General features: G+C 41.0%; 12 protein-coding genes and 1 pseudogene. 2 read left to right on the forward strand and 11 right to left on the reverse strand.

Annotated elements, in window-relative coordinates; genetic code table 11:
- Window positions 1–578 precede the first annotated feature (578 nt).
- The 8 genes and pseudogenes from dbpA to mpl form a co-directional block, all read right to left on the reverse strand.
- Window positions 579–1982, reverse strand: coding sequence for an ATP-dependent RNA helicase DbpA (gene dbpA, locus ACGEDC_RS04705; protein ID WP_211029501.1), 1404 nt, complete (start codon window positions 1980–1982; stop codon window positions 579–581).
- 149 nt (window positions 1983–2131) lie between these two features.
- Window positions 2132–3007, reverse strand: a complete 876-nt coding sequence (locus tag ACGEDC_RS04710) for a pirin family protein (protein ID WP_394496773.1) — start codon at window positions 3005–3007, stop codon at window positions 2132–2134.
- Between the two features lie 200 nt (window positions 3008–3207).
- Window positions 3208–3807 carry a class I SAM-dependent methyltransferase gene (locus tag ACGEDC_RS04715; protein WP_394496775.1) on the reverse strand — a complete coding sequence of 200 codons (600 nt, stop codon included), beginning with the start codon at window positions 3805–3807 and terminating at the stop codon, window positions 3208–3210.
- Window positions 3808–3971: 164 nt separating this feature from the next.
- Window positions 3972–4742, reverse strand: a complete 771-nt coding sequence (locus ACGEDC_RS04720) for an ABC transporter permease (RefSeq protein WP_055024875.1) — start codon at window positions 4740–4742, stop codon at window positions 3972–3974.
- Window positions 4742–5677 carry an ABC transporter ATP-binding protein gene (locus tag ACGEDC_RS04725; RefSeq protein WP_055024876.1) on the reverse strand — a complete coding sequence of 312 codons (936 nt, stop codon included), beginning with the start codon at window positions 5675–5677 and terminating at the stop codon, window positions 4742–4744. Before ACGEDC_RS04725 ends, ACGEDC_RS04720 begins: the two co-directional genes overlap by 1 nt.
- A gap of 150 nt (window positions 5678–5827) precedes the next feature.
- Window positions 5828–6358: a hypoxanthine phosphoribosyltransferase gene (gene hpt / locus ACGEDC_RS04730; RefSeq protein ID WP_394496779.1), complete on the reverse strand. Its 531-nt coding sequence runs from the start codon at window positions 6356–6358 to the stop codon at window positions 5828–5830.
- Between the two features lie 29 nt (window positions 6359–6387).
- A complete protein-coding gene (locus ACGEDC_RS04735; RefSeq protein WP_065109493.1) occupies window positions 6388–7059 on the reverse strand; it encodes a flavin prenyltransferase UbiX in 672 nt (223 codons plus the stop codon).
- Window positions 7060–7137: 78 nt separating this feature from the next.
- Window positions 7138–8537 (reverse strand): annotated as a pseudogene (gene mpl / locus ACGEDC_RS04740) (UDP-N-acetylmuramate:L-alanyl-gamma-D-glutamyl-meso-diaminopimelate ligase).
- Between the two features lie 216 nt (window positions 8538–8753).
- Between mpl and ACGEDC_RS04745 the strand changes: the two are divergent.
- On the forward strand, window positions 8754–10532 hold the full coding sequence (locus tag ACGEDC_RS04745) for a glycoside hydrolase family 9 protein (protein ID WP_394496781.1): 1779 nt from the start codon (window positions 8754–8756) through the stop codon (window positions 10530–10532).
- Window positions 10533–10653: 121 nt separating this feature from the next.
- Here the strand turns inward: ACGEDC_RS04745 and ACGEDC_RS04750 are convergent, their stop codons facing one another.
- Window positions 10654–11112 carry a TetR/AcrR family transcriptional regulator gene (locus ACGEDC_RS04750; protein WP_162928422.1) on the reverse strand — a complete coding sequence of 153 codons (459 nt, stop codon included), beginning with the start codon at window positions 11110–11112 and terminating at the stop codon, window positions 10654–10656.
- A 179-nt stretch (window positions 11113–11291) separates the two neighbouring features.
- On the opposite strand from ACGEDC_RS04750, the gene ACGEDC_RS04755 reads away from it, so the two are divergent.
- Complete coding sequence (locus tag ACGEDC_RS04755; protein ID WP_394496784.1) at window positions 11292–13157, forward strand: hypothetical protein; 1866 nt, start codon at window positions 11292–11294, stop codon at window positions 13155–13157.
- 59 nt (window positions 13158–13216) lie between these two features.
- Here the strand turns inward: ACGEDC_RS04755 and ACGEDC_RS04760 are convergent, their stop codons facing one another.
- Window positions 13217–14050, reverse strand: coding sequence for an ion transporter (locus ACGEDC_RS04760; RefSeq protein ID WP_372037069.1), 834 nt, complete (start codon window positions 14048–14050; stop codon window positions 13217–13219).
- A 283-nt stretch (window positions 14051–14333) separates the two neighbouring features.
- The gene (locus tag ACGEDC_RS04765) at window positions 14334–15014 is read right to left on the reverse strand and encodes a Fe2+-dependent dioxygenase (RefSeq protein ID WP_394496787.1); all 681 of its coding nucleotides are present in this window, start codon (window positions 15012–15014) and stop codon (window positions 14334–14336) included.
- Between the last annotated feature and the right edge of the window lie 13 nt (window positions 15015–15027).

Below are 15027 nucleotides of genomic sequence, written 5' to 3' on the forward strand. Positions count from 1 at the left end.
GATTAGAAATTAATTGGTTGAAAGGATGTCACCAAGATGAACATTACTCGCTTCGATACCCAGTCGCATCAGCTTAATGCTAGCGTTATTAATGTGAGTTACGATCGATGGACAGGTCGTTTTACTCTCACAACTGATCTTATTCAAACCAATGCAAATCATCATGATGAAATCTGCAACTCGCCGACTTCCAAAAAAACCGCCCACTCGCTCCAGTCAACATTAAACGGGTACTGAGTACCAAGAATATCTTTTTGAATCCGTTTTCCCACATGGCGTTTCGACTTAATGGGATAGATTATCTCGTTAGTGTGAGCTGGTTTATGATTTGGCGATCAAGCGTTTTTCAAACAAATTCACTCGCTGATGCTAATCAATCAACCGTGAGCATTTCAGAGCTACTCCCACGTCGACATAGGCGCAGCATTATCCTATGCAGCTATGTGGCTGTCATCACCAGTATTAAGCTCGGGTTGATGCTATTTCTGGCATGAAACAGATAAGCTGATACATAAAAAAGCGAGGATGATATGACTCATTCTCGCTTGTTGTTAGTCACAATTAATCGTGACCATTAATTATAAAAACCAAGCACGGTAAGTCTTACCTTTTAATCGTCCTTTGGTTATTTTATTCAATGCTTTTTTCGATGCATCACGCTTCACAGCAACAAATGAGCGGATATCAGTCACTTTAATCTTGCCAATATCAGCACCATTAATGCCGTTCTCACCCGTCAAGCCACCCACAATATCACCAGGGCGAATTTTATGCTTTTTACCGGCATCGATTTGAATGGTGATCATTTCCGCTTCAAGCGGCTGCTTGTTAAGCACGTTCATTGAAGGCAGTGTTTCACCATCAATTTCTTTGCCGATAAGCTCTTCAATTTCAACCATTCTGTGGCCATCAGAATGACTAAAGAAAGTGTATGCTGCGCCTTTACTACCAGCACGGCCTGTACGGCCAATACGGTGAATATGCACTTCTGTGTCGTAAGCAATGTGATAATTAAACACCGCTTCTAAATCTTCGATATCTAACCCACGCGATGCCACATCAGTCGCCACTAAAATACGCGCACTACGGTTAGCAAAACGCAGTAGCATTTGATCGCGATCGCGCTGTTCTAAATCGCCATGCAAGGCTAAAACACTGAAACCTTGCTCAGCTAATGTGTCGGCCACTTTTTGCGTTTCACGTTTGGTATTACAAAAAACCACTGCACTTTCAGGCTGTTTCTCTAATAACAATAAACGTAACGCTTCTAAACGGGCTTGGTTATCTTCTGTATGATAGAAATGCTGTTCAATCGTATGATTATCATGAGTAGCCTCGACTTTAACCATCAGTGGCTTATACATGATTTGCTCAACAATTTGCTGAATTTGCTCAGGGAAGGTTGCACTGAAAAGCAGTGTTTGTCTTTCATGCGGCGTTTCAGCAATAATTTGATCAATATGATCTTGAAAGCCCATTTCTAACATGCGATCGGCTTCGTCTAATACCAACATATTCACATTGCTAAGATCTAAACGATTGCGATCTAAATGATCAACAATACGCCCTGGCGTACCAACAATAATATGTGCGCCATGTTCAAGCGAGCCAATTTGAGGCCCCATAGGCACGCCACCGCATAACGTCAGTACTTTCACGTTATGTATGCCACGAGCTAGCGTACGAATATCCTTGGCAACTTGATCTGCCAACTCACGAGTTGGGCATAACACCATAGTTTGAATACGAAAGCGTTTCACATTCAACTTATTGAGTAAGCCCAAACCAAACGCAGCAGTTTTACCTGAGCCGGTCTTTCCTTGGCCAATTACGTCATCACCAGCAATAATCGCGGGTAAGCTTTCTGCTTGAATTTGAGTCATAGACTCATAGCCCATGGTTTTTAGGTTATCAAGCAAATCTGGTTTCAGATTAAGTGATGCGAAAGCCGTATTAGCGGCCTGTTCAGTAGACTGACTCAAGGTGAATATCCTCTGATATCAAAGCAAAATTGGGATAATAGAAACAACTCGGCCAAGGAAAAATACCTTGGCCAAATGTTAGAATAGCTATTGTAGCAATTTTATCCGCTAATCGCTGACATTTATTTGAATATTACGTCATGAACCACTCAAAAAGATGACGCTATTTCACCAAATCGCCCTTGCTGATAATCATCAATGGCTTGATTGATTTCTGCTTGAGTGTTCATCACAAATGGTCCCATGTGCACAATTTCTTCATTGATTGGACGACCAGCCAACAGTAATAAGCCACTATCCAGATTTCCTGCCTGTAAATGAGTATTTCTCTCCGGCTCAATGACCACTAACTGACCTTGTTTAGCCACTGCTTGTTCGCTCTTGGTATCAATATAGGTAAGTTCACCTTGATAGATATAAGCACTAACACTGTGGTGCGCGGACAAATCAATATTGGCTTGGCCATTTCTCGATAACGTCACATCAGCAATAGCACCTTGACCCGCTAAACCTTGAATACTGGCCTCTATTGTTTCCTTCGAGTCTGTAAATTGCCAGTTTCCAGCGAGCGCTTTGAGTGAAGCGCCATGCCTGTTGCTCACCGTAGGATTAGGGTTACCTGCCGTGTCTTGATATATCGCTGGGCGCATCTTGTCTTTAGCTGGCATATTGAGCCAAATTTGAAACCCATGCAGCCCTTCATTGGCATCAGCGAGTGGCATTTCAGAATGAATAACGCCGCTGCCGGTACTCATCCACTGCACGTCACCATTGCGAATCGCTTTAACATTCCCTAGCTGATCACGATGCTCAAAGCCGCCTTTTATTAAGTAGGTAAACGTTTCAATACCACGATGAGGGTGAGGTGGAAATCCACCAATAAAATCATGCTTGTCGTTTGACTTAATTTCATCGATCATTAAGTAAGGATCAAAGCGAGTATTCATAAAGTCAGCCACTCGCTTGATATTAACCCCATCACCATCCATTGCTGGTCTTGCAGTAAATTTGCTTTTTACTTTCATCTTAAGTGTCTCTATTAAAAACGTTAAAGCCACTTTAGCAACTAAAATTTAGAATAAAAATTGCAATAAAACACACCTATTAGTCGATTAAATCGAATTATATCTCTCTATGTAGAAATAAAAGTCACTCTAGACACTAAAAAATGCCATGAATCGTCGCAGTTAAGATGAATATAGCGTAATAAGCCTTACTGAGTGACTTAAGGCTTTTCAATTATAAGATAGGTATGAATTTCAGGATATTGATCGAATTCAAGGTGCCTGACTACACAACCTAAAGACTGAAATAACGATAAAAAACCATTGGTACCTAATGATGAATAATACACCTCAGGTCCCATCACCGAATTGGTATGCGAGCCAGCTTCTGTTGTCCCACCAAACGAGAATATCAACACACCGCCAGAACATAATCCATTGACAATGTTGGTCAATACTTGTGTTTGCTCTGTCAACGGAATATGCCAAATACTGTCCCAAGCAGTGATGAACATGTATTGTTCATCCAATGGATACTGGCAAATATCAGCATGAATAAAACGAACATCAGGCTGACGGGCTTTCGCAATATTAATCATTTCAGCCGACACATCTAAACCTTCAGGAGCAAACCCCTCTGCTTTTAATAGTTCGATAAAACGCCCTGTGCAGCCACATCCAATATCAAGTGCTTTACCCTTGTGCTTAACAAAACTCAGCGCTTTTTTATGCTGCGCTATGCCATTTTCAAGATTAAATGTATCGCTTGTCCAGCGATGCGTTATTTGATCATAAGCCTTACCAATATCTATTGGTTTCATCCGTGTGTTATATCCTTTTGTCGTTACCGTGACATCAAAACCTTGGCATCACATCAAAATCATCGCCATGGAAATGGTTAACTATCAAACCACTGTAATGCATTCGTCATAAAAAAGGACTCATAATGAGCCCTTTTAGCATAATATTTGATGGTTAACTTAGCTTAACTACGCAAGCCAATACCACGTGATATTAAGTAGTAAGCCACAAACCAAAGCGATGCACAAAAGCCTACCATGATGCCAATTGACAATGGCACACTAATATCTGCAAAGCCTAAAAAGCCGTAACGGAATACGTTAATCATATACACAACCGGATTTAATGCCGACACGCCTTGCCAAAAATCGGGTAATAAAGAGAGTGAGTAAAACACCCCGCCCAAATAGGTCAGCGGCGTTAAGATAAACGTGGGAATAATGCTGATATCATCAAAACTTTTTGCAAATACTGCATTAATTAACCCGCCTAATGCAAATAGCACAGAAGTTAAAAATACCGTCATTATCACAAGACCAACATGATGTAGGCTCAGGTTAACAAAAAACATGGCCACTAATGTCACAATCAAACCAACACTTAAACCACGAGCAACTCCGCCTCCCACGTAGCCAGCAATCATCACGTAATGAGGCACAGGAGCAACCATTAGCTCTTCGATACTGCCATGCATTTTGGCACTAAAAAATGAAGACGCAACATTAGAGTATGAGTTGGTTATCACCGACATCATAATGAGTCCTGGTGCGATGAATTCCATATAAGATACACCGCCCATTTCACCAATGCGGTTACCAATTAAGTTACCAAAAATCAGAAAATATAATGTCATGGTAATCGCTGGCGGCACTAATGTTTGTACCCAAATACGAGTAAAACGATTAATTTCTTTCGTTAATATACTTTTAAAGGCAATCCAATATAGGTGCTTCATTATTTTGCCTCCTTGGCTTTTTCAACAAGCTCTACGAATAACTCTTCAAGACGGTTGGCCTTATTTCGCATCGATGAGACCTCGATGTTTGCCTCTGAGAGTTTGGCAAATAAATCATTAAGATTGTGAGCTTTTGCCACATCCACTTCTAACGTGTGCCCGTCAACAAGGCGGCAGTTCATATTGGGGATTTGCGGCGCAGCTTCAATATCATTACGTAAATCTAAAATGAAGGTTTCAACATCCAATTTACTTAGCAAGCTTTTCATACTGGTGTTTTCCACCAGCAAACCTTTGTCAATAATACCAATATTGCGGCATAACATTTCAGCTTCTTCAAGATAGTGTGTGGTTAAAATAATCGTCACACCTTGGTTGTTAATATCTTTTAAAAACTGCCACATAGAGCGGCGCAGCTCGATATCAACTCCAGCTGTAGGTTCATCTAAAATCAGTAACTTCGGCTCATGCATTAATGCTCTGGCAATCATTAAGCGGCGCTTCATGCCACCAGATAAGGCTCTAGCTTGACTGTCACGCTTTTCCCACAAATCCAGTTGTGAGAGGTATTTCTCGGCGCGCTGTAACGCGACGGCACGGGTAACGCCATAGTAGCCCGCTTGATTAACCACAATTTGCAGCACTGTTTCGAACTGATTAAAATTAAACTCTTGCGGTACAAGTCCAATACACATTTTGGCTTGTTCAAGTGTTTTATCGATATCAAACCCAAACACCTTGACGCTGCCAGCGGTTTTTTGCACTAACGAGCTAATCACCCCGATGGTGGTCGACTTACCGGCACCATTGGGCCCTAACAAAGCAAAAAAATCACCTTGTTCAACGGTTAAACTAATTCCTTTAACGGCTTGGACACCGCTTTTATAAGTTTTTTGCAGGTTTTCGATCACCAAAGCATTGGTGCTGTTACTCATTGCTATACCTCTAAGCTGTTTGTTAAGACGAGTGATTACACTGGCATTGTATTATCTATGACGTAATGTAACTGAAAAAGGTGCAAATATTTTCTAACGCCCAAAATAAAACTCCCGCCTAAAGCGGGAGTTTGCACACAAAGGGTTACATTAATCTAATGGAACCACTTTTGCGATATGAGGCAGGTTACGATACTGCTCAGCATAATCGATACCATAGCCAACAATAAACTCATCAGGAATGGTAAAACCGATAAAGTCGACAGGAACATCCACTTCACGACGTTCAGGTTTATCCAATAATGTACATAGTGCTAGGCTTTTAGGCTCACGCAATAATAACATGTCACGTACTTTATTTAGGGTGTTACCTGAATCAATCAAATCTTCAACAATCAATACATCGCGATCAGCAATCTCAGAAGAAACATCTTTTAAGATTTTAACGTCACGTGAGCTTGTCATTGCGTTGCCATAACTTGAAACTGACATAAAGTCGATTTCAACATGGCCTTTAATACGGCGACATAAGTCAGCCATAAAAACCACAGACCCTTTCAATAAGCCGACCATTAACAAACGCTCGCTGTCTGCGTAATGGGCATTAATCCTTTCAGCTAATATATCCAGTTTTTCGTTGATTTCTTCTGCAGAAATCATCACTTCGGTTGTGTGTTTCATATTACTCTCAATTGTCGTGACTTTCGGACTTAATCATTGGCTTCGTCGCGAGACTTTTGTGTGGCATAACCCCAACGATTTGTCAGCCCATGTTCAATACCCAAATGATCTAGAATTCGGGAAACCATGAAGTTTACCAGATCTTCTATCGATTGGGGATGGTGATAAAAACCTGGCGCAGCAGGCATGATAGTCGCGCCATGACGTGTAAGGCTTAACATATGCTCTAAGTGTATGGCACTAAAAGGAGTTTCCCGTGGCACAAGGATTAATTGACCACGCTCTTTAATGACCACATCAGCTGCTCTTTCTAATAAATTATTGCTCATTCCGGTAGCGACAGCTGCTAGGGTGCCAGTAGAACAAGGACAAATCACCATTTGTTTAGGTGCCGCGCTACCGGATGCGGGTGGTGAAAACCACTCATCTTTACCTAACACCACCAGCTCACCAATCACAGAATCTGTCATTTCAAAATGCGCTAATAACTGCTCTCGTGCTTTTTCAGGGTTGGCACTTAATTGCAGCGCTTCTTCAGTAGCAAGTACCACTCGTGCTGCGCTTGAAATCATCAAAAATACTTGATAATCGGCCTCAAGCAAGCATTGCAATAGCTTTAAACCATATGGCGCACCTGAGGCTCCAGTCCATGCAAGGCTAATGGCTTTGGGTCTTTTGTTGTACTGCGTTGTATTACTCATAAACTCTCTAAATATAGCTAAGTGTATCTCGCTATTTATACGTTCAGTGCACGCTTATGGATGCCTTAAAATGGTTATTTAAGCTAAAGCGCTAATTAATTTCTGATGAATACCATTAAAGCCGCCATTACTCATAATCACAATGGTGTCACCCGATTGAGCCAGTGACGAGACTGCGTTAATAATATCTGTAATCTCAGTCATCACAGTGACAGGAATACTGGCATGATTCATATTGGCACTCATGTCCCAACCAATATTGTCAGCTTGGTACAAAAACGCGCAATCTGCCAGTGCCATTGAAGCGGCTAAAGTGTCTTTATGTACCCCGCTTTTCATAGTATTTGAGCGAGGTTCTAAAACCACAATCAATTTACCACTGGCGTTATCCGCTTCACCCACTTTAGCTCGCAGCCCTTGCAACGTGGTAGCAATGGCTGTGGGATGATGAGCAAAGTCATCATAAACAGCAATACCACTCACCGTATCCAGTAGCTCCAGACGGCGTTTAGGCGGCGCAAATTGAGTTAACGCTTCAATAGCTTCTGCTGGTAACACACCAACATGACGCGCTGCAGCAATTGCCATCACGGCATTTTCAATATTATGCTGTCCCAGTAAGTCCCAATTCAAAATACCTTGAGATTCACCATCAAACATCACTTCAAACTCGTGACCATCTGCTGCAATGGTATTTGCATACCAACCTTTGTCAGCTTGTTTACCCGCTGTACTAGTCGCATAAAATAGCTCTTGCTCACTCCAGCAGCCTAACTCAATGACGTCTTTTACAGCCTCAACTTCAGCTGGCCAAATGACTTTGCCTTCACCAGGTACTGTGCGAATAACGTGATTAAACTGGCGCTGAATCGCTCCTAAGTCGGCAAAAATATCTGCATGGTCAAATTCAAGGTTATTAATCACCAATGTGCGAGGTCGGTAGTGGACAAACTTAGAGCGTTTATCAAAAAAGCACTGTCATACTCATCTGCTTCAACCACGAAAAAAGGGGAATGACCTAGCCTTGCCGACACGCCAAAGTTTTGCGGTACGCCACCAATTAAAAAGCCCGGTTCGTAACCACAATATTCAAGCACCCATGCAAGCATACTTGAGGTTGATGTTTTACCGTGCGTGCCAGATACCGCCAGCACCCAGCGGTCTGGTAAAATATATTCAGATAAGAATTGCGGCCCAGAAGTATAGTTAATACCTCGATTCAATACCGCTTCGACACACGGGTTACCGCGGCTCATCGCATTACCAATCACAACAACATCGGGCTGGTTTTCACCCTCTTTGCCTAATTGCACCGGATCAAAACCTTGGATAAGTTCAATTCCCTGCTCTTCAAGTTGGGTACTCATTGGCGGATAAACATTGGCATCACTGCCAGTCACTTTGTGCCCCATAGCACGGGCTAATAACGCAAGGCCGCCCATAAAAGTGCCACAGATCCCAAGAATATGTACGTGCATGTAGTTGCTCTTGTGAAAAAATTAATGGCTTATTCTAAAGCATTGTGACTGTAATTGTCAGGTGACAATAACAAGCTTTAATCTTGCATCCCATTCAACTGGGCAGAATGGTCCATTGTTGATATTTTTGCATAGTCATTTCGACTCATTCGGGTTTCTTTCTTGCTAAAAAAGCCGTAATAATGAACAGGCTAATTACGTTAACAAGGATTGATAATGATTAAGCTTGTCGCCCAAATATGCCCCCTGATTGTTACTGCTATATTACTCAACATTGGCATTAGCCATGCAGCCCCCAATAAAAATTACGCCATTCAGTTTAATCAATTAGGTTTTGGCGTTAATGGTACAAAAACAGCTGTGGTACCAGAAACTGATGCGGATAATTTTAGCGTGATTGAGCGGCATACTGGTAAAACGGTTTTTCAAGGAAAGTTATCTGAAGCCAAAATATGGGAAGCATCTGGTGACAACGTAATGCTTGCGCATTTTGACGAAGTGACTAAGCAAGGTGAGTACTTCATAAAAGTTGACTCAATACCGCAATCACTGCCATTTACTATTTCAGATGAGCGTTATAACAAACCATTAGCTGCAGCTATTAAAGCCTATTTTTATAATCGCAGCGGCGCTGTGATACAAAAAGAATTTGCTGGCCAATATGCGAGACCTGCTGCTCATCCAGACACTATTGTGTATGTGCACGAATCAGCGGCATCTAAAGCGCGCCCTGTTGGCACCGTCATTTCATCTCCTAAAGGTTGGTACGATGCAGGCGATTACAATAAGTACATAGTGAACTCAAATATCACAGTGTATACCTTACTTGCAGCGGTATCAGAACAGTCCAATGCCGTCATTAACCTTAACTTGAATATTCCTGAATCTGGTAATGCATTACCAGACATCATTGACGAAGTAATGTGGAATATTGACTGGATGCTGACCATGCAAGATCCCAATGATGGTGGCTTGTACCATAAGCTCACGACTAAGCGGTTTACTGGCGACACAGAAATGCCCCATAAGATGGACCAACCTCGTTACCTTGTTGCCAAATCCACAGCAGCCAGCTTAGGGTTCGCTGCAACAATGGCAAAAGCCAGCCAGATCCTTGCCCAGTATGATCAACACTTATCAATTAACTCTGCAAATGGTCATAGCTATAGCCAGCAATTATTAATGGCAGCAAAGCAAGCTTGGCAATGGTCATTGAAAAATCCAGCCATCCATTATCAACAGCCGAGTGATATCCACACTGGGACATATGCCACAGCAGGTGATGACTTAAAAGATGAGTGGTTATGGGCAGCTGCCGAGCTTTTTGCTGCAACAGGCGATAGTGAATACCTCAGTAAAGTTGAAATATCGAAAAAGCCGCGTAACCCTGAGTGGGATAAAGTCGAAACGTTAGCCTTAATCACACTAGCATCACACTCTGATACGCCTAACACCATCGCAAAAGAAGCTAAAAAGCAACTCACGGCATTAACAGAGCGTTGGATTGAAGTGGGGCAAAATTCAGCTTACGGCCTTGCGATTAGTCCAAATGATTTTGTATGGGGCAGTAACTCAAACATGCTCAATAAAGCGGTAACGTTATTGCGCGTAAACCAAATCATAAACAATAAAGATAAGCCGAACAGTTTGTATGAGAAGCACGCTATAGCTATCGTCGATTACATTTTTGGTCGTAATCCAATGGGTATCTCTTATGTCACAGGGATCGGCCAACAGACTCCGATGCATATTCACCACCGTGCTTCTATGGCTGATGGTATTAAAGCGCCTATTCCTGGTTTTTTAGCTGGCGGGCCACAACCAGGGCAACAGGACGCCAAAGATTGTAAAAAACAAGGCGGCATTTACCCATCAAAACAAGCTGCAAAGTCTTACCTCGATCATGATTGCAGTTATGCCAGCAACGAAATCGCCATTAACTGGAATGCCCCTTTGGTGTATATGTTAGCGGCGCTGGTTAATCAGGAAAATTAACCCAAACATATTTATCTAGAAATACCAGCCGATAAAAAAGCGGCCTTGGAATAACATTTCCAAGGCCGCTTTCATTTTCTCACCATTGAGTTATTAAGCTGAATGACGATCAATTATCCGGTTACACATCCAGTAACGTCAAAATCGTTTTACCGAGTAAACCTTCAACCACTTCCCTACCTTCACCAGGAAAATGCCCATCAACCATTTTGATCAGGTTAGACATACCATTAACGGTCATGTCAGAAGGCTCAGGTAAAGTTGAATTAGCAATAAGCATATTCAAAATATAACGGAAGCGCTTAACCGATAGCGCTTTATGCCAGCTCTCAGTTAATGCCTCTTTCGAACTAAAATCTAATTGCTCTGCAAAAATCGGAAATACTTTGCCTCTTAATGCATTAGCAAACTCTTTATTCGATTCGTAATAGCCTTGTAAGGTACTCTTTCGCACCCCTGCAACTTTGGCAATGTTGTCATACGTCACACAATGCCAGCCACTTTCAAAAAAGATATCCAAAATAATTTGGTTATACTTCTGAAAGTTAGCTTCTTTCTCTTCTTTAGAAATCTTCGCCATTACTTTTAACTCTTTAATTTAGTGCCCTTTCAACTGCTGATCATTGTGCACGAATCTCACATAAAATCAATATTAGGTATTAAATACGAAAAAACACTTGCATTACGTATTAAATACGAATAATCTACACTCAATTCGTACTGAGTACCGTTATAATTTTGTCATTGAGAGAGAGAAACATGAAAAAATCAGTATTAGCATTATCAGTCATTTCTGCATTATTTCTTGCAGGTTGTAGTTCAGATGATGATAGTAGTTCGCCAGAGCCAACACCTGAACCAAGCCCAGAAATGCGTACTATTGAAGTGAGTACAGCATTGAAAAATGTTTCAGAAATGAATGCGATGAGTTCAGGCTGCTTACCTGTGAATATTCCGGTGCCTCAGGATGATGTTGAACTCCCTGGTATTGATCACCCTGTTTGTAAAATTGATGATTCAGAGGGCAACCCTCACTTCATACGCACTAATGATTATGAAATTACTGTAACGGACCAAAGTGGAATTAAATATACTGAAACAATTGAAGATATTACCAATTTCGAGTTTGAGTTTGACGTTATTGGCGATGCAGAAATTCATGTAGACTTTATTGGTACTTTAGAAGGTTCTCATGATGAAGCTTATTCTTACTATACTGTTGAAACCCCATTATTAGGTAAGAAAGTGGGTAGAGATGAAACCGAAATAACTGTTGAGCTCGATAATGAAAGTTATAGTTATGTTACTTTCCAAGCTAACAATGATGATATTGTTTTTGAGCAAACGACTATTACAACATCTGATGAATACCATTTCGGTATCAGTGGTCAATCTGAAAATGAATTAGAATCAAAATTGATCCATGCTTATAGATATATCAAGCAAGATGCAGATCTGTTTTTTACAGCTCGTAACTCTGTAGAAGCTAAAGCGTGGATAGACTTCTTACCCCGTAAGCACTATGAATTTGGTGAACTAAAAATTGATCCAAATAGTGGTGTTCTAATTATAAAAGAGCCAGATTTTGGTACTCCAATTGACATTACTCCAGTGCCAGCCAATGCGGCTGTTTTACCTAATCAAGTAGATGGTGCAGAAAACCCAGTTTACAACACTGAAACTGGTGCAGTTACCTTTACAGCAACCTTACCTAAATTAGGAAACGAAGTTGAGCCTTGGATTTATCCAAACTTTGAGTTCACGGAAGGAAAATACCAGCTTAATCAATTTGATTTTAGTTTTGATGTTACAACTAATATTGAAACTAGTATGTTCATGAATGTATATCTTATCGATGCAGACGGCGAAACGCTTAACGCAGTGGTATATCCTACTGGCGAAGTCAATGTAATGAAAAAGATTGAAGGAACATATACGTCAGTAGACGAATTTGAGGGTGAAGGCGCACTCCAAACTTTCATGCTCCAATATGGTGACTATAAATTAGCTTCGAGAAGTGATGGTACAAAACGACAAACCAACTTTATAATTCGAGTTGCAGATGACAATACCGAAGAATTTACATTTACAGTTCTTGATTACACAGTAGAAACAGTTGATTTATATCCTATCGAGCCAATTCCAGGTGTTGTTAGCGAAGAAAATCTCAGTAATTTAGAGATTGACAGCATTGACAGTGATTCTGGTGCTGTAAAAGCTGTGGTAAAAAAAGATGGTAACGCATATGTTTTTGCAAAAACCACTGGTAGTACAACTTTAAAAGAACACTCTTTTGATATTAATGTAACCGGCTTTGAAAGTGGCTGGGTGAATATTTACCTTCAAACAACTGACGAAGCGGGTAAAAAAGTGAACTCTCGTTTTGATTACCATATGTCTGGCACTTATGCCGGAAAGTTTATTTGTGATAACTCAGAGAGTTACTCTTGTCCAACTGGTGGATTTGAAAGCTACGATAGCTTTGAAGACTTAGTTACTGCATACGGCGATTATAAAGTTCGTAAATACATGAATGGGTTGTTAATCGGTAATTTCTTTTTACGTAATCCAGCTGCTATCGCAGGTAGTGAAGTGACAGTAAACCGCTTTACTGTTAATCCATAATTTTAAAACCATTTAAAAAAGGCTTCCACTTGGAAGCCTTTTTTGTTGCTAAATAACGGTTAGCTTTTCTTAGCCAACAACTCAGTTAACCTATCTATCTTGGCATTAAGCTGTTTAATATCTTCTGCAGTCGCCACTTCAGCTCTATTTTCAGCTCCTGACTCAGCTTCATTCTCGCCCTGCTCTTCTCGCATGATTTTAGTTTCTTCGCCCATGACATCAAGCACGGCGCCTACCATCATATTGAGGAAAACAAAGGTTGTTAAGAAAATAAAGCTTAAATAATACAGCCAGCTTAATGGGTATACTTCCATGGTTTCATACATGATCGATGTCCAAGATTCGAACGTCGAAATACGAAACAGTGTAAGCATTGCGATCGACACATCACCCCACAAAAAGTCATTCACATTGGCAAAAAACATGCTGCCAATAGCACCATAGATATAGAAAATTACGAACATGAGCAGTGCGATATAACCCATTCTTGGGATCGCTTTTAATAGTGCATTAATCAGCATTCTTAACTCTGGCACCATAGATACTAATCTCAGTACCCTAAATATGCGCAGTAATCTTGCCAATAAAATGGTCGAGCCACCGAGTGGTACTAAGCTGCCAATGACGATAATGGTATCGAAAATATTCCAGCCTTTGGAAAAGAAAGACTTAATACCATCACTGGCCATAAATCGGATGATCAACTCAAATAAGAAAAAGCCAGTGATCGCAATATCCAGTACCCATAAGCTTTGCTCAAGCCAAGGCGGTAAATGGTAAGTGTGGGCACCAATAGATAATGCAGAAACAATAATCACAAAGATAACAAAACCTTGGAAGGTTTTACTTTGATCAACTTTTTTAAGGGTATTAAGGATACCAGTAGCTTGCATGGTGGGTTGTTCTCTCCAAAAATAAACCCCTCGGTTTTGAGGACACGAGAGCCTACTTAACCAAGATTAAAATAGAATTAAATGCAACGATCAACACAGTAAAGTGCATATCGCTATCCGTTAAAGGCCGCTAATATACAAGCTGATGGTTTCTTTCACTAATTAACTTATGTTAAAAAACAAAAAACCTAAGAAAACGTTCGCTTTCTTAGGTTTGTTTATTGCTCAGATTTGTCAGTATTAACTGCTCAAACTGAGTATCGTTAACAGTGATTCATGCCGATTATAAATGAGCAAATTGGCGTATCAAATTGTGGTAAACATTATGCAGTCTATCCAATTCTGCACGCGGCGTATTGCCCGCAGCAATAAGCGATTGAATTGACTGATCAAGTTGATATAAATTTTCTCTTAAAACCGATTCTGACACCATACTTTGCATCCAAGTGATTGCTGCAACTCGCTCACCACATGTCACCGCTGTCACTTTATGCAAACTACTGGACGGGTAAACAACCGCATAGCCCGCAGGCAATTTAATGGACTGCTCGCCAAATTCAGTGGCGATAATCAACTCACCGCCATCATATTCATCGGGTTCAGAGAGAAATACTGTCATCGATACATCACTACGCAGCACAACCTGAGTATTGGGTACCCGCATCACTGCTGCATCAACATGAAAGCCATATTCTTCAGACTCTGCATAGCGGTTAAAACACGGCGGAAATATCTGATGCGGTAATGCAGCAGAAACCACTTTGGGTGTTTCACCTATTTTATTCAACAACTGGTTTGTCAACTGTTGAACCTTGGCGTCACTGGCCAGTGCTTGGCTGTTTTGCTTGACTGCCGCAGCCATTCCCATTGCCGTATTTTTACCGTCATCCCAAGGGACTGACTGCAAAGTTTGTCGATATGCTTTTACGTCTTCTTTAGACAGTATTTGCTCAATTACAATCATTAGTTAACTCAAC

It is taken from the genome of Shewanella sp. ENK2, from assembly GCF_043568515.1.
In the GTDB taxonomy this organism is placed as follows: Bacteria; Pseudomonadota; Gammaproteobacteria; order Enterobacterales; family Shewanellaceae; genus Shewanella; species Shewanella japonica.